The 16,852-nt window shown below is 40.7% G+C and carries 17 protein-coding genes and 1 pseudogene; 8 read left to right on the top strand and 10 right to left on the bottom strand.

What is annotated here, in order from left to right; genetic code table 11:
• Positions 1 to 114: 114 nt before the first annotated feature.
• On the bottom strand, positions 115 to 417 hold the full coding sequence (locus tag UF75_RS07600; protein ID WP_045574003.1) for an ATP synthase subunit B: 303 nt from the start codon (positions 415 to 417) through the stop codon (positions 115 to 117).
• A gap of 266 nt (positions 418 to 683) precedes the next feature.
• Between UF75_RS07600 and UF75_RS07595 the strand changes: the two genes are divergently transcribed.
• Positions 684 to 1,373, top strand: coding sequence for a C40 family peptidase (locus UF75_RS07595; protein WP_045574027.1), 690 nt, complete (start codon positions 684 to 686; stop codon positions 1,371 to 1,373).
• A gap of 255 nt (positions 1,374 to 1,628) precedes the next feature.
• On the opposite strand, the gene hprK is transcribed toward UF75_RS07595, so the two are convergent.
• A complete protein-coding gene (gene hprK / locus UF75_RS07585) occupies positions 1,629 to 2,522 on the bottom strand; it encodes an HPr(Ser) kinase/phosphatase (RefSeq protein WP_045574001.1) in 894 nt (297 codons plus the stop codon).
• A 312-nt stretch (positions 2,523 to 2,834) separates the two neighbouring features.
• On the opposite strand from hprK, the gene UF75_RS07580 reads away from it, so the two are divergent.
• The 6 genes from UF75_RS07580 to UF75_RS07555 all read left to right on the top strand — a co-directional run bounded on the left by UF75_RS07580 (position 2,835) and on the right by UF75_RS07555 (position 7,282).
• The gene (locus UF75_RS07580; protein ID WP_045574000.1) at positions 2,835 to 3,122 is read left to right on the top strand and encodes a UxaA family hydrolase; all 288 of its coding nucleotides are present in this window, start codon (positions 2,835 to 2,837) and stop codon (positions 3,120 to 3,122) included.
• Positions 3,123 to 3,286: 164 nt separating this feature from the next.
• Positions 3,287 to 4,444, top strand: a complete 1,158-nt coding sequence (locus tag UF75_RS07575) for a UxaA family hydrolase (RefSeq protein WP_045573999.1) — start codon at positions 3,287 to 3,289, stop codon at positions 4,442 to 4,444.
• Between the two features lie 160 nt (positions 4,445 to 4,604).
• Positions 4,605 to 5,150: a DUF1003 domain-containing protein gene (locus UF75_RS07570; protein ID WP_045573998.1), complete on the top strand. Its 546-nt coding sequence runs from the start codon at positions 4,605 to 4,607 to the stop codon at positions 5,148 to 5,150.
• A 726-nt stretch (positions 5,151 to 5,876) separates the two neighbouring features.
• On the top strand, positions 5,877 to 6,119 hold the full coding sequence (locus tag UF75_RS07565) for a hypothetical protein (protein ID WP_045573997.1): 243 nt from the start codon (positions 5,877 to 5,879) through the stop codon (positions 6,117 to 6,119).
• Entirely contained in the window at positions 6,116 to 6,448 is a 333-nt protein-coding gene (locus UF75_RS07560) for a type II toxin-antitoxin system PemK/MazF family toxin (protein ID WP_045573996.1), read from the top strand. Before UF75_RS07565 ends, UF75_RS07560 begins: the two co-directional genes overlap by 4 nt.
• 276 nt (positions 6,449 to 6,724) lie before the next feature.
• Positions 6,725 to 7,282: a carboxymuconolactone decarboxylase family protein gene (locus tag UF75_RS07555; protein WP_242860161.1), complete on the top strand. Its 558-nt coding sequence runs from the start codon at positions 6,725 to 6,727 to the stop codon at positions 7,280 to 7,282.
• 158 nt (positions 7,283 to 7,440) lie between these two features.
• On the opposite strand, the gene UF75_RS28990 is transcribed toward UF75_RS07555, so the two are convergent.
• Positions 7,441 to 7,614: a hypothetical protein gene (locus tag UF75_RS28990; protein WP_197079346.1), complete on the bottom strand. Its 174-nt coding sequence runs from the start codon at positions 7,612 to 7,614 to the stop codon at positions 7,441 to 7,443.
• A 271-nt stretch (positions 7,615 to 7,885) separates the two neighbouring features.
• Here UF75_RS28990 and UF75_RS07550 point away from each other — a divergent pair, with 271 nt between their 5' ends.
• Entirely contained in the window at positions 7,886 to 9,415 is a 1,530-nt protein-coding gene (locus UF75_RS07550) for an AMP-binding protein (RefSeq protein WP_045573994.1), read from the top strand.
• A gap of 162 nt (positions 9,416 to 9,577) precedes the next feature.
• Here the strand turns inward: UF75_RS07550 and UF75_RS07545 are convergent, their stop codons facing one another.
• The 7 genes and pseudogenes from UF75_RS07545 to ablA form a co-directional block, all read right to left on the bottom strand.
• A complete protein-coding gene (locus tag UF75_RS07545) occupies positions 9,578 to 9,841 on the bottom strand; it encodes a hypothetical protein (RefSeq protein WP_045573993.1) in 264 nt (87 codons plus the stop codon).
• 228 nt (positions 9,842 to 10,069) lie between these two features.
• Positions 10,070 to 10,801: a SprT family zinc-dependent metalloprotease gene (locus tag UF75_RS07540; protein WP_052693069.1), complete on the bottom strand. Its 732-nt coding sequence runs from the start codon at positions 10,799 to 10,801 to the stop codon at positions 10,070 to 10,072.
• Positions 10,788 to 11,972, bottom strand: coding sequence for a pyridoxal phosphate-dependent aminotransferase (locus UF75_RS07535; RefSeq protein WP_045573992.1), 1,185 nt, complete (start codon positions 11,970 to 11,972; stop codon positions 10,788 to 10,790). The genes UF75_RS07540 and UF75_RS07535 overlap by 14 nt, the downstream gene beginning before the upstream one ends.
• 453 nt (positions 11,973 to 12,425) lie before the next feature.
• Complete coding sequence (locus UF75_RS07525; RefSeq protein WP_045573990.1) at positions 12,426 to 13,664, bottom strand: LL-diaminopimelate aminotransferase; 1,239 nt, start codon at positions 13,662 to 13,664, stop codon at positions 12,426 to 12,428.
• Between the two features lie 134 nt (positions 13,665 to 13,798).
• Positions 13,799 to 14,221, bottom strand: a complete 423-nt coding sequence (locus tag UF75_RS07520) for a universal stress protein (protein WP_045573989.1) — start codon at positions 14,219 to 14,221, stop codon at positions 13,799 to 13,801.
• A gap of 6 nt (positions 14,222 to 14,227) precedes the next feature.
• Positions 14,228 to 15,055, bottom strand: a complete 828-nt coding sequence (gene ablB / locus UF75_RS07515; RefSeq protein WP_045573988.1) for a putative beta-lysine N-acetyltransferase — start codon at positions 15,053 to 15,055, stop codon at positions 14,228 to 14,230.
• Positions 15,048 to 16,335: pseudogene (gene ablA, locus UF75_RS07510) on the bottom strand (lysine 2,3-aminomutase). Before ablA ends, ablB begins: the two are co-directional and overlap by 8 nt.
• Between the last annotated feature and the right edge of the window lie 517 nt (positions 16,336 to 16,852).

Below are 16,852 nucleotides of genomic sequence, written 5' to 3'. Positions count from 1 at the left end.
AAACGAAGCTCATGTTTTGAATATGAGCTTCCACATCCGACTGAACACTTAAACCACGAACTACCAACTTATAAAACCAGTGAGTTTGGCAGATCCTTTTGTTTTGATCTAATCTTAAGATTTGTCTCGAATTTGCTCTTCTAAGGCTTGTATCCGTTGTTCCAAACGTTCTAAATCTGCTTTTTTAGGTATATTGAGGTCTTTTAAAAGCTGATCAAACTGTTCTCGAAAACGCTCATTGATTTGTTTCCTCTCTGTTTCCCCTTTATCAAACAACTCTTGAATAAGATCCTTCGATTCAGCTGTAGAAACTTCTCCCTTTTTAACTAACTCATCCACCAGCTTTTCGATCTGTTCTTTGCTTACCACAGCCAGTCCTAAACCCAAAGAAAGCCCTTTTTTGATAAGATCTTTCATACTGATCTCTCCCCCTTTTTCTTTCTTACTCCTATGTGAACGGCCTTTAAAAAATGACTGAAATACTTATCAGACTTTTTTAAGATACACTAATCATTGTTTACAAAAATAGCAGAACTTATTATCTATTTTTAATCTATGCCACAAATTACCAAGGACAAACTAGTCTTTATCCCTTATACTAGGAAACAACTTCAGGATACATTATTGGGTTGTCGGTTAAAACCAATAACCCTAGGTCTTGGATAAATAACAACAATGAAAGGATGAAGAATATGACCAAGATTTATAGTAAAACCATAACCCCTATCCTTGGCACCATTATTTCTGCATTCTTATTTGTGTCAATAATCACAACGTTTCCTGCCACAATTACAAGTGATCAAATCACTCCAGAAATTCAAGCAGCAAATGAAGTTTTGGCCAATGTAGATACGAAGGTACCAGAAACACCGACTCCCACTCCAGAGGCAAGCACCACCAATCCCCCCACTTCGAACCCAGTGCCTGCTTCTCAGCCTAAGACAAGCACGCCAGTTAAAAAGGCACAAACACAACCTTCCAGATCCAGCACATCAACTTCGCAATCTGGAAAAGCCAGTGCCATTATTGCGACTAGTCAACAATATATCGGCGTCAAGTATGTATTTGGAGGAACGACCCCTGCAGGCTTTGACTGTTCTGGTTTTGTGCAATATGTTTTTGCTAAAAATGGCATTAGCCTTCCAAGAGTGTCACGGGATCAGTATAAAGTCGGAACTTCAGTCTCCTTTAGTAATCTGCAGCCCGGCGATTTAGTCTTTTTCTCGTTGGGTAAAAATGGAGTCGTTGATCACGATGGAATCTATATAGGTAATGGACAATTTATTAACGCTGCGAGTTCTAAAGGTGTAACCATCTATACGTTGGGAACCTATTGGAAATCAGCCTATGTCGGCGCTAAACGAGTATTATAATGAATAAAGATTTAGGGGTGTAACAAACATATTTTCCAGTTTGTTACACCCCATTTTAAAAATCATCCAGCATCCTTCGATAATGGCATTTTGATAAACAACTTGTACTATAAGACCCGCACTCAAAGCCGATAATTTCACCTAAATGTATTGGGCTCCCTGTGATTTGATTACAAAAAATCTTAAACTTCACAAGTTTACTAACGATTGAACACGTTTCTTCTCTTTCCTCAATGACTTGGTTATGTTCATTCATTACATATCTCTAAGGCGGAGGTGCGTTTTGCTCTTAGCAGATTGAGTCCTATTTTGCATAACAGCTACTTCAATAATCGTAGCGAGGTTACGCCCGGGCCGGACGGGAACTGTTATTTCAGGAATCGAAATCCCTAATATCTCTCGTGTTTTTGACGGATCAATACCTAAGCGATCATAGATCTTATTCGGCTGCCATTCCTCCAAATGAACAATAAACTGTATAACTTTTTCGTCTCTCACTGAACCTGCTCCAAACAACGTTGTCACATCTAAAATTCCTAAGCCCCGCAACTCAAGTAAATGCCGAATCCGTGCTGGAGCGGTACCTAGCAATCTCTCCTCATCCACCCGTCGAACTCTCACGATATCATCAGCAACCAGTAAATGCCCATTTTTTATAAGCTCTAAAGCTGCCTCACTTTTCCCAATTCCACTTTCACCAGTGATCAAAACCCCAACCCCGTATATATCCACTAACACACCATTTGCAATCGTACTGGGAGCTAATTGGTTAATAAGGTAACGGATCAACAGATAGAAAAGTTGGGTAGCCGAACGATGAGTCGTCAAAAGTGGAATCTTTCGTTCACTGGCTAGTTCAATGAAATCGAGGGGAAGTGTTAAATTCCGAGTGATAATCACACAAGGTACTTCTGAAATCATCACTTGAGAAATCTTTGCGCGACGCGTTGAAATATCATATTGTTGGAGTAACCCCAACTCGGTCCTCCCGTAAATTTGAATCCGTTTAGGAGTCAAATGCTTTAAATAACCAGCTAATTCGGCACTTGGACGTTTTAAGCTATACTCCGTGATTTCTTTATCTAACCCCACATGTCCAGCCAGAACCTCAAAACTAAATTCCTCAACTAACTGGTTTACCGTAAGCAATTTACACCCTTCTTTCCCCAATCCGACTTCTTTATGAAGTCGTTAATCTAAATTAATGAACGAATCTATTACTTCTAGTTAGCGTTCCATTTATCCTTCTCAAATACAGTCAACCCAGTCTAATAAGTTAACATTTAATCATTTTATATCATATCCCCTTTCATTAGTAGCTATTTGAAGACTCAAGCAAAATCCTTATTTACAAATTACCACTGTTTCAGATATTCTATAATAAGGCTTATTTGTTAATGACCTATAACACCGTATAATAACCCCACATAAACATGATTACCATAAATAGGAGGGAATCTCTTGGAAAAACAAGCAGTTGTAATAAACCCTAAAGACAACGTAGCTACAGTTGTCGATGATTTATCAGCAAATAAGATCATCCATTTTTCAGTGGGCCAATCCGAGCGATCCGTTCAATTATTGCAAGATATCCCGCTCGGCCACAAAGTTGCCATTCAAGAAATAAGAATTGGGGAAGATATCCTCAAATATGCTGAAAGCATCGGGGTGGCCACTACCTTAATACTGCCTGGGCAACATGTGCACATTCACAACATGGAAACCCAACGCGGCCGCAAAGACCAGTAAACTATTCAGCACACATTATTGATACTTCAGAACGAAAGTATCTAGCCCTGTGACCTGAAGTTTTATGAAGAATCCACACCCGCTTATTAAAGTGGAGGTCATAAAGACCTGATAAACTGTTCAAGTGGGAAAATAGGCCAAAAGGACAGAAGGAGGAAAAACCTTTGAAAATTTTAGGTTACCGTCGACCGGATGGAAAAGTTGGAATTCGTAATCACATCTTAATTATCCCTACTTCCGTCTGCGCGAGCACCGTCGCTTCAAATATTGCCGCCCAAATTCCAGAAGCTGTTGCGCTTCCCAATCAACACGGTTGCTGTCAAATCGGGGCCGATCACGAACAAACAGTCCGAACCTTAATCGGATTTGGCAAAAATCCAAATGTGGCTGCAGTCCTTGTAGTCGGACTTGGCTGCGAAGGGGTTCCCATCCGAGAAACCGCCGCCGAAATCGCCGCATCCGGTAAGCCCGTTGAAGTCGTTATCATTCAAGAAATTGGTGGAACCCTAAAAACTGAAGCAGAAGGCTTAAGCAAAGTTGCTAAATTGGTCCGCCAAGTTGCCCATCTTCAACCCGAAAAGATCGATGCTTGTGAATTAAGCCTGGCTATTGAATGTGGAGGGTCTGACTTCACCTCTGGTTTAGCGTCAAACCCAGCCTCAGGCATTGCCGCGGACTTGTTAGTGGCTGCCGGAGGTAACGTCATGTTGTCTGAAACAACGGAGTTCATTGGAGCAGAACATGTCCTTGCTCGTCGTGCTAAATCGACCGACATTGCCGAAAAACTATTTAAAATTGTCCATGCCTGCGAAAATCGGGCCAAGCTCTTAAACGTTGACCTTCGCGAAGGCCAACCCACCCCAGGCAACATTGCCGGTGGGCTCAGTTCGATTGAAGAGAAATCCTTAGGGTGTATTTATAAAGCGGGGCATGCTCCCATTCAAGATGTTCTTAATTATGGTGAAATTCCTCAAGGCAAAGGTCTTTACATCATGGATAGTCCCGGTCAAGATATTGATTCGATCACTGGTATGCTCGCTGGTGGCGCAACCGTCGTGATCTTTACTACAGGACGCGGTACCCCAACTGGTTCCCCCATTGCACCCGTCATTAAAATCACAGCCAATGCTCGGACTTATCAAATGATGGAAGACAACATGGACCTTGATGCATCCAGCATTATTTCAGGTGAAGAAACCATCGAGCAAGTCGGGCACCGTATTTTCGAGGAAATTATCGCTGTGGCCAATGGACGAAGAACCAAAGCAGAAAGCTTAGGCTATCGAGAGTTTGGAATTTACAAAATAGGACCTACCTATTAAGTGGTAAAATAACCATTAAATTCGCTCTGCACTTGCCATTTTTCTTAAGCCATTGATATGGAACGATTATTATCATTCCACCTACGTTATACTAAATAGTGAAATTCTCTTTTGTTATTTTCCTCGTTAATAAATTTATTGTATAAAGAGGTGTCACTATATGTCGATTCTAAAAGATGGCCCAGAATCATCACCATCACGAGATTTGTCCTCCCCTATTGACCATACTCATGTGGAACGTATTGATCGACTCGTTGAGGACTATAAGAGACATATTCTCTCACAGCTCAATGCTCAGAATTCCCGCGAAACAACCTTCTCAGACCGTCTGGCGGATAAATTCGCATTCTTCGCAGGAAGCTGGAAGTTCATTATTATCTTCACCACCTTTCTCACCTTTTGGATGATTTGGAATACCTTAAAACTTACACAAGTGGCCCACTTTGATGCCCCACCCTTCATCCTTCTAAACCTCATTCTTTCATTCACGGCGGCCTTTCAAGCTCCCTTTATTATCATGAGCCAAAACCGTCAGGCAATCCGAGATAAACATGAAGCAATGGTCGACTTTTCCATCAACTATAAAGCTGAACTGGAAATCGATGACGTCCAGAGACATCTTCACCGCCTAGAACTTCAAGTTTCGGATATTCACCAATTACTTCATCGACTTCACAGTAAACAGAATGATAACCCGACAACCTAGAAAAGAAAGCCTCTACGAACTTGCAAGCCGTTCCGTTTTAAGGTGCAAAGTATCTAATTGGCATATGTATTGACCATCAAATTGAAGTAAGTCCTGCCGGTAATTTCTGCAACCCAATAGTAAATCTTACCTTACCCAAAGAGTTAAATCAGCCCTTGCCAAGTTTTAATTAACTTGGCAAGGGCTTTTATTAATTCCAACAATACTTGCTTAATTAGTAGCAACGTAATGGGTAATGCTGGAGAGCAACCTTTGCCATTCTCTGATCGGCATTGTCCATTTCTTAGATGCTTCTACTGCGGTATGACGTTTTCCGAGGATAACCTTAAAAGTCCCCTCTAACCAGGGAGCTTTATTATTTTATCTAAATCGGACATTTCATATAACGTCCCGAGGGTTTGCGAAGTCGGGTTACTACATTCATATTCTCTCCGATGTCGCAAACCCTCTGTTAGGCAGCAGACCATGCCCCATGATTCAGAGACGACCATGGACGGGAGTCCCTAAACGTCCCCAAACTGTATTTATAACTGAACCTCCATTTTAATAATTTCACCCTACCTCCTAGTTTGCTTCGCAACATCCTGTTATACGAAGTGTCCACACTTCAAAGAACAACATTCACTAACCTTATGAACTTAGTTCTACAATCCCTTATCTATTCCTGCTAAATTGCAAATTATGGGAATACTACATATTGAACTACTGTTTAGGGGGTGATATCATATGGATAAGGAAGAAAAGAATAAGGTTAATAAGGAGGAAAATGAAATGTCTCTTCCTTTGAATAAAACTCAAAAACCTTCATTTTCTGATTTTGTTTCTCAACATCGTGATAAAATCCAAGAATTATCTGATGCAAATTGGCCAAAGAATTCTGATGGCGAATATGTAATAACAAAAGATGATCCTTGGCGACAAGAACATGAGTGGGACGAACTCTATAAGGAGCTAAAGCGGCAAAAGTGATTACTGAAGGCGAAATATGGCTAGTAAATTTCCCCTTTGAAGAAAATCCTAATCAATTTCTTCCGAGACCAGTAATAGTTTTGAATGTTGATTTGCCTCAAATTCTTTCAACCAAAGTCACTAAACATGATCCAAGAGCTACTGATCGGTATGATACCCCTATTCAGTATTGGAAAGAGGCAAATCTTAAGTATCCGTCAACAGCAAGAGTATCAAAGACAGTTCCTCTAAAGTTATCAAATTTCATTCACTTTATTGGTAGAGCCAATTTCAATGATCTATTGAAAATTCAAGAAATGTATACGGAATTTTTCTTTAAACATATGTAAGACCTCTCACGTAGGGGTCTTTTTCCATTTAACCTCAGAAAAAAAATACATAGAACCGAAGGGTGAAAAACATTCTCTGATATGGACATTTCCTATAACGTCCCGAGGGTTTACGACGCGTCCCAACCGCTTTTATCTTTGCAGAGTGTCGCAAACCCTCGGTTATACGATGAACAGGCCTTCCCCAAAGTAAAACATTCAAAATCCCGGCCCCAAGTTGGTACTAAAGATGTATAATTGTAAGAAAGTTTTGATTTGGAACGGAGTTGATTGTATGTGAGTGCTTTTATAAAACCGCCACAAAAAATCCCTTTCTATTTGAAATTCGGTATTTGGATTACGAAGAGAGTTACGGGTAAGGACCTGTTACCCCCCAAACTACTTTCTTGGTATCCAAAATCCGCCATTGGTTCCGGGATCCTCGAATTACTAGTTGCTAATGGAAAAAAAGATTTGGATAAAAGACTACTGAAGATCGTTAGACTCCAGACGTCATTCTCAGTCTCTTGTCCATTCTGCATAGATATGAATTCCTTTGAATATGCGGAATACGGCATTACAACTGAGGAAATGGAAGTTCTCCAGGGACGGATCGGTTTAGACAAAATACATACTTTTTCTGAACGGGAAAAACTCGCAATTGAATATGCCAAATGCATCTCAAAAACTCCTATCTCTTTTCCTCCAACGCTCATTCACGAACTAACAAAACTCTTTTCAGAACGGGAAGTGGTTATACTTGCTACTACTTCCGCGCAGGTCAATTATTGGGCAAGACTAGTTCAAGCTTTGGGAATCCCGCCTGCCGGTTTCTCAGACCAATGTAAATCGTAAAACATCTCCAGACACCTCGTTTCTGATATACTGCCGGGGAACAGCCAAGTCTTGGGTCTATATTCCTCCCAGTACCTTCTTAAGAGTGCAAGGTTTATCTCGGTTAAAATAGTGTACCGTTCCTTATTCACTTTGCCTTGTTGCACCCTGATTTGCATTCACTTACTATCGATGTCACCAACTCTTAAATTTGCCGTTTCACTTACTCTTAGTCCTGCTGCATAGGTCGTCAATGGTATAAGAAAATCATCGAATAACCCTACTGGAATAATGTCAGGAACGGAATAGACCGTGGGTTTTCCATATTGGCCGTTTTGTAGTCGAAATACCATGACTGTTTCATCCACAGGATGAACAACCTAATACTCTTGAACCCTTGTACAGATAGCAACACCTGAAGTGATGTTATAGTTGACGTTTACGTTAACTTGTGTCAGAATATTCATATAATATTAATATAGTTAGTTAAGTCGTTACTGGTATACATCAACCCTTAGTTCACCTAATACCACTTCTGTGCAAGGAAGCTAACCCATTACTTATTCCAAAAATCCATGCTAACAAGGCAAGTCCCAAAGAAAACGGCTAAGAGGAGAGAAAAATATGGATACACTATGGCGCGTCATTGAAAGAAACGCTAGGAGCTTTCCGGAACAAACGGCATTACGTTATCCACCTGAAGACCTGACATTGACGTGGAAAGCTCTACACTCTGAGGCGCTTTGGCTAGCGTCCTTTATTCAATCCCACGAGGTAGGTGCTGAGAAAATCGCTTTGCTTTCCCCTAATAGGCCCGAGTTCGTCTTGGGATTCCTTGCCACGATGGTAGTTAAAGGAGTAACCATCCCAATAAATGTTCGTCTGACAAGTCGAGAAATATCGGACATCCTCACGAGTGCAGGAATTTGCGTGCTACTCTATGAGGAGAGCATGAACAGTATTGCCATGGAAATGAAGCAATTGGGATTCAACATTATTAACATAAGTTCTGCACTACATAATCGAAAAAAAGACGACTTAGTTTTTCAATCTGAAGTGGCTGCTACAAATGAATTATATTCTTCCGATTCAGAAGGCTCTGAGCTCGCAGAGGTCCTTTATACATCCGGTACAACGGGCCAACCCAAGGGAGTCATGCTCTCTCATCAAGCAATTCTGGCGGCAGCCAAAATTATGGCCTATGAAGCAGGGATTTACGCCGGGGATAATTGCCTGATTCTCATGCCCTTGACACATTCCGCACCGCTCAATCTTTTTCTTTGGGGAGCGTTCTGGTCAGGTGCCTCGATTACCCTTGGTGATTTTACCCCCCAAACTCTTCTGGATTACGCTGCAAATGAAAAAACTACTCACTTTTTTGGTGCCCCCGTCGTTTATCAACTTATTTCTAGGATTCCCAATCTTCAAGATTGGGATCTCTCTAGCATGAAAGTATGGGTATACGGCGGCGCATCTGTCGGTGCGGATCAGATTGTACATTGGCAGACAAAATTAACCGGAAAATGGATGGGTGTTTACGGTTTGACTGAAGCTGGCCCCAACGGTTCCGCCCTCCGGCCTCAAGAACATGGAACAAAAACAGGGAGTATTGGACGTCGGGGCACGACCAATACTGAAATCCGAATTGTGCGTGAAGACGGTACAGATACTACTCCCGATGAGGCTGGGGAAATCATCATTCGATCGGAAAGTCTAATGTCTGGATACCTCAATAATCCGTCTGCCACAGCTGAAGTCCTCCGTTCAGGTTGGCTTTATACAGGAGATATTGCCCGCCGAGATAAAGATGGGTATATTTGGGTAATGGATCGTAAAAAAGATATGATCATTACTGGTGGAGTTAATGTCTATCCAAAAGAAATCGAAGACGTCTTAAGCACACATCCCAACATCTTAGATTTAGCCGTGATCGGCATCCCCCATTCAGACTGGGGAGAAACAATTCTGGTCAAGCTCGTTACACGACCTGGTGAAAATCTTACACTCACTGATATTCGAGATTTCTGCCGTGATAAGCTTGCCGACTATAAGATTCCTCGTTCTATAAGTATTGTAGATATTTTACCACGCAACGCTTCCGGAAAAGTACTCAAACATGTTCTCCGAGCGGAACACCAACCCATCAACTTGTAGAAATGCCGTCTATAACCCCTTATATCCTGGTCAAAATGGACCGTGCATTGAACAAGTGGGCCTTCTCATGGTCCTATCCAAGTTTAAACAGAGGAAGAGGCTAGCTGAGCTAGCCCCTTCCTCTGTTTTCTTCCTCCGACTTTTAAAGTAGTGACTCAGAACCTAGATTTTCTTTTCGTTTTCCTCAATAAGATTGTGACTAGAATCTGCATTCAAATTTAAGTCATATATTTTCTTAAGCTCGCTAATTTTTTGTAAACTCTCTTCACTGAATGGTTGTTTGCCCTCGAACGAATGCAGAACGATTCCTTCAATTAAATCACCTAAAGAAAGATCATGGTATTCAGCTAGTCCCTTTAGAACTTTTAAAATTTTCTTTTCGATACGTACCCCTGTTTGAACTCGTTCTACTTTGATTTTCTCCAAATTAATTAACCCCTTTCTAACTAAGTTTTGTTACTTTGGTAACAATATAACACTTAATAACCCTTTTGTAAATATAAATATAAATATATTAAACCCCTCTAATGTCTGAAAGGTAATTATGTTCTGAACAGACACACGAAGCCCTCCCTTGAGAATTAAGCTGATCAATTCTACAAAGGGAGGGCTTTTAACCTAATTGACCCACTCGAGTCAACTAGAATCATTATGCTAGAACCTTAATTCTTGTCCATGATCTTTAAACCATTTTTTCCAATGTGCATATTCCGGCATAAACGCTTCGACTCTCTGCCAGAACTGCTTAGAATGATTGAGGTGGGTTAAGTGCGCTAGTTCATGAATAATAACGTAATCGCATGCTGCATCAGGGGCCATAATAATCCGCCAATTAAAATTAAGGTTTCTCTTACTAGAACAGCTCCCCCAGCTTGTCTTCTGATCCTTCAGTCGAAAGGCCTGGAAGGTAACCTGCATTTGTTTCGCCTGCTTATTGAGTTTGTCCTCAAGTACCCTGCGCGCTTGGAATTTATACCACGCTATGAGCGCAGCCTTAATATTCTGCGCACAGTCTTCATCGGGTGAATCCCAAGGTAAATAAACCTCAAGCAGCTGACCTTCAAGAATAACTTTCTTTCTTTGGCCCGGATGTCTTATGATTTTCAGTTCAATGGTATTCCCCCTATACAGGAAGTGCTCTCCGTCGATAAAGTTCACTGAGCGTTTTAGCGAGTCTTGTTGAAAAAGCCATTGTTTTAAGATCCACTCTTGTTTGGCGTTTAATAATTCTTTCAATTGCTTGGAAGATACCTTCTTAGGCACTGAAATGCGAACTCGATCCTCTAAAACACTCAGCGTAATCCTTTGATAACGTGCGCTCCTTCGTTCTTCATAGGGAATCATTTGACCATTGATACTCAGTTGGCAACTATTATTTAACCTCATCAATTAAAGCCTTAAAGCCAGGCAATGCTTTTTCAATGGTTTTATAAGCGACACAATAGGCAATTCGAACATAGCCGGGACAGCCAAAAGCTGTACCAGGAACAATGAGAATATTTTTTTGTTTGGCCAAAGCACAAAATTCCGCATCATTCTCGATAGGGGTTTTGACAAACAAGTAAAAAGCGCCTTGGGGTTTTATACATTGGTAGCCGTAAGAGGAGAGACTTTTATAAATTAATTCACGATTTTTGTTATAACTATCAATATCCACCTTTGCATTTAAGCACTTAGCAACTACCCGTTGGAATAAAGATGGAGCGTTGACAAACCCTAAAATACGATTGGCCATATTTGCTGCCGCAACGATATTTTCATAATCCGCCGCCTGATCCGGAATTACCAAATACCCTATTCTTTCTCCGGGTAACGAAAGAGACTTACTGAAAGAGTACCCGACAATTGTATTTGCATAATACTTTGAAAGATAGGGAACTTCATTGTTATCATAAGCAAGCTCTCTGTATGGTTCATCAGAAATGAGATAAATATCTGTTCCAAATTCCTTTTGCTTCTCTCTTAGTATGTCTGAGAGTTTGATAATGTTTTCTTCTGAATAGATAACTCCTGTTGGATTATTGGGGGAATTAATAATCACCGCTTTAGTTTTAGACGTGATTTTCTGTTTGAAATCTTCAAGATTAGGCTGAAAATCAAGTGTATTAGGAGCTACTATCACCAATTCACCTTCATGGTTTTTTACATAGCCTCTGTATTCACCAAAAAAGGGTGCAAACGTTATGACCTCATCCTGAGGGTTAAGTAACGTTTTAAAAATAACATTCAGACCTCCAGCTGCGCCTACCGTCATAAGAATATTATTAAATGTAAAAGCAGTTCCAAATTTATCATTGATAGACTTTGCAATCACCGCTCTTACTTCTTCATAACCTGAATTATTCATATACCCATGGACGCTCATAAGCTTTTCAGTCTGTAGAATCTCCAAAATCGCATTATTTACTTCGATAGGTGGTTCAACACTGGGGTTTCCAAGGCTAAAATCAAAGACATTTTCTGCTCCGTAAATTTCTGACAGTCTTCTGCCTTCCTCAAACATGGCTCGAATTACAGAACTGTTTTTAATCTGCTCTTGCATTTTAGTTGAAATCATAAATATTCATCCTTTCTTCCTATAAATTAATCTATTTAAGTCAGCAATCTCTTTAGGGATCCTTCAACAAGATTCCATCCTGTTTCTCCCTTTAGATTTAGCTTTTAATAACGCCTCATCTATTCTGCCTAATATTTGATCAATATTCTCATCTTGTTGATATTCTCCGACACCCATACTAATAGTTATTGTATGTTTGATTCCAAAATAATGGTTTTGAATTAGAGTCCTAATCTTTTCGGAAGAATCTCCATACCTATTCAATAATTCAACATTTCCCTAAAAACACCTGTCAAGGTTTAAATTTATTTTTTCAAATAAACTGGAGTGTTTAATAACTAAAATCGTCTAACCTAAATCAAAAGCTAGGGCACCATCATAGATGGATAACTCTAGCTTTTAATACAAAAGATAGTTCTCTGGGGGACAATCGTTTACTTTTAGTATTTCTAGTTATTCATTATGGACTTTCTTAATCCTTTCTATCGCCTGAAGAGTATTCTCACGAGTGCCAAAAGCGGTTAAACGGAAATATCCCTCTCCGTTCGCCCCAAAGCCTGCGCCTGGTGTTCCTACAACATGTGCCTTCTCGATCAATTTATCAAAGAACTCCCAAGAGCCCATATTGTTCGGGGTCTTCATCCAAATATAGGGCGCATTGACTCCACCGAATACGGTATAACCAGCCTCTATTAAGCCCTCTCGGATGATTCGAGCATTTTCCATATAGTAATCAATAGTTTCCTTGATCTGCTGTTTTCCTTCATTCGAGAATATAGCTGCTGCTCCCACTTGAACAGGATAAGACACTCCATTGAACTTAGTCGTTTGTCTTCTGAGCCATAGATGGTTAAGGCTATGTGCCTCTCCCTTAGAATCATAAACCTTGACTTCCTTCGGAACGATCGTATACGCGCACCGGGTCCCAGTAAAACCTGCAGTCTTGGAAAAACTCCGGAACTCTACTGCAACCTCGCGAGCACCCTCAATTTCAAAGATACTATGCGGTACGCCCTCTTCTCGGATAAATGCTTCATAGGCAGCATCGAACAAAAGGATAGAGCGATTTTCCCGAGCATACTCCACCCATCGTTTCAGTTCCTCTTTAGAGAGTGTCATGCCGGTCGGATTATTTGGAAAACAAAGATAGATCAAATCTACATGTGTCTCAGGAAGGGAAGGTTTCATGCCATTTTTCTCTGTACAAGGAAGATACACAATAGTTTCATACTTTTTCTTATCATTATCGAACTTTCCTGTCCGTCCAGCCATGACATTACTATCAACGTAAACTGGATAAACTGGATCTGTAACCGCCATGATGTTTTCAACGCCAAAAAGCTCCTGGAAGTTTGCTGTATCACTTTTCGCTCCATCACTGATAAAGACTTCGTCGACAGAGAGTTCTACTCCACGAGGAATAAAATCATTTTCAATGATCTTTTCTATTAAAAATTGATAGCCTTGGTCCGGACCGTACCCTCGAAAGGTTTCCGCACTCCCCATCTCTTCGACGCCCTTATGCATAGCCTCAATGACTGTGGGTGGCAGGGGACGTGTCACATCTCCGATTCCCAGTCGGATAATATCGGCCTCTGGATTGTCTGCTTTAAATTGACTAACTCTACGGGCGATTTCGGAAAAAAGATAGCTCCCAGATAACTTTAAATAGTTCTCATTTACAAGTGCCATATGTATCCTTACTCCTTCATGTTTTCCACTTCATTTTCTATAAATTATATTTATAATCTATAGCTTTTGCAACTCTGTAGGCTAAGTATACAATCAACAATTTAAACTCAAAATTACTTTTTATATACACGATATCATTTTACGATGAGTACGGGGCAGGGTGAATGTTTGATCACCGATTGGCTGACACTTCCTAATAATAAGCCGGTTAAGAAGCCGCAGCCCCTGCTGCCCATCACAATAAGATTTGCTCTTTCTTCTAGTGCAACTGTAACAATCAACGGGGCAGGATTGCCAGTCACAATTCTTTTGCTGATGGAATCTGACTGGATACCCATGTCTGCTAATATTTTATTTAGGATGTCTTCTGCGTCAGGCTTTTGAAATTTGATATACTGACTTTCCGGGCCTAAGGCACCATAGTAAAGTAGAATAATTTGATCAACATAGAGCACTGTAAGCTTGGAGCCCGTGTTCCGGGCTAACTCTAAAGCATAGGTTAATGCACGTCTGGAAGGAGAAGAAGCATCCACAGGAACTATAATCTTATTATTCATAATTGCCTATCTAACCCAGAGATTCATGTCTTCATAGGACCCGGCGATATGGCAATTGTTAATTAAGCGGCCTTGATATCTATACCCAAGTTTGTGAAATACCCTGTTCATTCCGTAGGACTGAGCGCGTGCAAGACTATATAAGTTGAATGAGCCTTGCTTTTGAACTTCACATTCTAAAATCCGCAATAACCGTTCGGACAGCGAATGCCCCTGGTATTCTTCTATTATTGCACAATCTGTCATTTCGCAACGGTTAAGTATTGGATCAGGGTAAGCGGCTGCAACACCAATCAGCTTACCTTGAGAGAAAGCTCCGGCAAAAACATTCCCCTGCCTTAGTAACGAACGAATATATTGGGGGTCTTCCACAGGCGTGGGATAACTTGTAAAAACCTGGGGTAGTAATTGTGCTATTTGCTGAGAGAAGGATTCATCTAAGAGTTTTAACTCTATTTCGAGAGGTAATCGTTGCAACTGATTAATAGGTTCCGTTCTAACAGAATAGATAATCTCATTCTCTGATTGCAATTTATCGGAATGACCTCTTGCCCCACTGACGTAATAAGCAAGGCTAACGGCAAATTCCTCATAGTTGTTACGGAAGAGGTTTCCCTCAGTACGAAAGCCGCATCGTAAAAACTCCGGAACATCTGACGGCAATGCCCAAAGCCAAATTTTTTCCAGTTTCTTTTTTAATGCTAAATAAATTACATGTTTACCGAACAAAGCCGGTTTAGTTCCTTGGGTATAGCCGTTGACAACCAGCCGTTTATTCTTATCATCCACTGTAATGGTACTTGAGAAACTCACAGGACCCGTCGTGTTAAGCATTTGCTCTACCTCCGAAACTTCCGGAAACCTTTTTCCTTCTCTCTTGTCGCATATTTCCTTGGGGTATAAGACTAATACGATCACCTTTAAGCAATTTGCCAAGACCAATCTGGTTGGTTTTTGAGTTAGCACATGGATCTGAGCAAGACTTACAGCGGCTTGCTGTATTTTCTGGTTCCTGATAAACGCTGATAACACCTTCATAATTACGTAGGATGACTTTATCGCTAGATTGTGAAATTAAATAGTTAGGCTGCAGGGGAATTTTACCACCTCCGCCCGGGGCATCGACAACAAAGGTAGGAACAGCGAACCCGGAGGTATGCCCCCTGAGCATTTCAATAATTTCCAAACCTGTACTAACAGATGTCCGAAAATGCTCAATGCCGTTCGATAAGTCACATTGGTACAAATAGTAGGGTCTTACCCTGCATTTTACGAGTTCATGAACTAGTTTTTTCATAATCACAGGACAATCATTGATTCCTTTAAGCAAAACTGATTGGTTCCCAAGCGGGATGCCAGCATTAGCCAGTCTGTTTAGGGCATTGCGGGATTCAACGGTAAGCTCTTGGGGATGATTGAAGTGTGTATTAACCCAGATCGGTTGGTGGTTTTGCAAAACCTGGATGAGGTGATCCGTAATACGCATAGGAAGAACTACCGGGGTCCTGGTCCCGATCCTGATAATCTCAACGTGGGGAATGGAACGTAGATTGGACAGGATAAACTCCAAACGTTCATCAGAAAGGGCAAATGGATCTCCTCCGGATATCAACACATCACGAATCTGTGGATTGGAACGTATATATTCAAGGGCGAGCTTGAATCGATTCAGAGGTAAAGCCTTATCAGTTTGTCCCGCCATTCTTCTTCTGGTGCAATGTCTGCAGTACATTGAGCATTGATCTGTTACTAGGAGCAGAACACGATCAGGATAGCGGTGTGTCAGTCCGGGTACAGGTGAATCGGCTTCTTCATGCAGTGGATCTTCTAAATCGCATGAGGATTTGGATAATTCGTGGATTGAAGGAATTGCTTGTTTTCTGATAGGGCACTCAGTATCCTTGGGATCGATCATGGAAAAGTAGTAAGGAGTAATTGCCATACGGAAATTTTCAAGGACTACCGCTTGATTTGTTCTGCTTCCTCAGAGGAAAGAGACATAAGCTTCGAGTAATCCCTCGTGATTTATAATCCGATTTGACATTTTGCCAATGCCAATCATTCCATTGCTCGTCACTCACGTTAGGCCATAATGTTTGTCGTTGTTGATTCACTTTTTCTTCCTCCTCGTCTATTAAATTCATATTTTTACAGGAATAGTGCAGACCCCTTGTTATCATAAGCCGAAGGCTAAAGGAATTCTAACTAGCAACCTCTTTGGTAAGCATAAGTTGTTAGTAAGGTAATGTCAACCCCTATCTTGTAATATTTGCCCATTTATCATCTACCTAAAAGCAATTAACCCTCAAGTCATTTCTCAATACTCTTTAGAAATTGACCTCTTGTAATAAAATATGGTATACTTTAGTAAGTAACAACTTATAATATTACGATAAGTTGTCAGATTGTGGCCAATTAAAGATCTATCAAAGACATTATCGGAGGTGGTTTTTTGCTTGTATAAAAGAGGAGTTTCGAAGTTAAGTTTCTCAAAACCCTAGAAGTTTCAGAGGAGGTTAAAAAATGAAAAAATTTAATATGTTTATTCTTGTTACCCTTATCTTGTTGGTAGCAACCGGTTGTGGAACATCAAAGAGTAATTCTGCCGCAACAACAACTACTACCTTAGAC

This window comes from Desulfosporosinus sp. I2, assembly GCF_000960765.1.
Classification (GTDB): Bacteria; Bacillota; Desulfitobacteriia; order Desulfitobacteriales; family Desulfitobacteriaceae; genus Desulfosporosinus.
This window is presented reverse-complemented; position numbering and strand designations above follow the sequence as displayed.

Excerpts from the sequence above, each read along its gene's own strand:
- UF75_RS07600 (WP_045574003.1), bottom strand. The coding sequence starts at position 417 with ATGAAAGATCTTATCAAAAAAGGGCTTTCTTTGGGTTTAGGACTGGCT.
- UF75_RS07595 (WP_045574027.1), top strand. The coding sequence starts at position 684 with ATGAAGAATATGACCAAGATTTATAGTAAAACCATAACCCCTATCCTT.
- UF75_RS07570 (WP_045573998.1), top strand. The coding sequence starts at position 4,605 with ATGTCGATTCTAAAAGATGGCCCAGAATCATCACCATCACGAGATTTG.
- UF75_RS07565 (WP_045573997.1), top strand. The coding sequence starts at position 5,877 with ATGGATAAGGAAGAAAAGAATAAGGTTAATAAGGAGGAAAATGAAATG.
- UF75_RS28990 (WP_197079346.1), bottom strand. The coding sequence starts at position 7,614 with ATGGTATTTCGACTACAAAACGGCCAATATGGAAAACCCACGGTCTAT.
- UF75_RS07550 (WP_045573994.1), top strand. The coding sequence starts at position 7,886 with ATGGATACACTATGGCGCGTCATTGAAAGAAACGCTAGGAGCTTTCCG.
- UF75_RS07540 (WP_052693069.1), bottom strand. The coding sequence starts at position 10,801 with ATGAGGTTAAATAATAGTTGCCAACTGAGTATCAATGGTCAAATGATT.
- UF75_RS07535 (WP_045573992.1), bottom strand. The coding sequence starts at position 11,972 with ATGATTTCAACTAAAATGCAAGAGCAGATTAAAAACAGTTCTGTAATT.
- UF75_RS07525 (WP_045573990.1), bottom strand. The coding sequence starts at position 13,664 with ATGGCACTTGTAAATGAGAACTATTTAAAGTTATCTGGGAGCTATCTT.
- UF75_RS07520 (WP_045573989.1), bottom strand. The coding sequence starts at position 14,221 with ATGAATAATAAGATTATAGTTCCTGTGGATGCTTCTTCTCCTTCCAGA.
- ablB (WP_045573988.1), bottom strand. The coding sequence starts at position 15,055 with ATGCTTAACACGACGGGTCCTGTGAGTTTCTCAAGTACCATTACAGTG.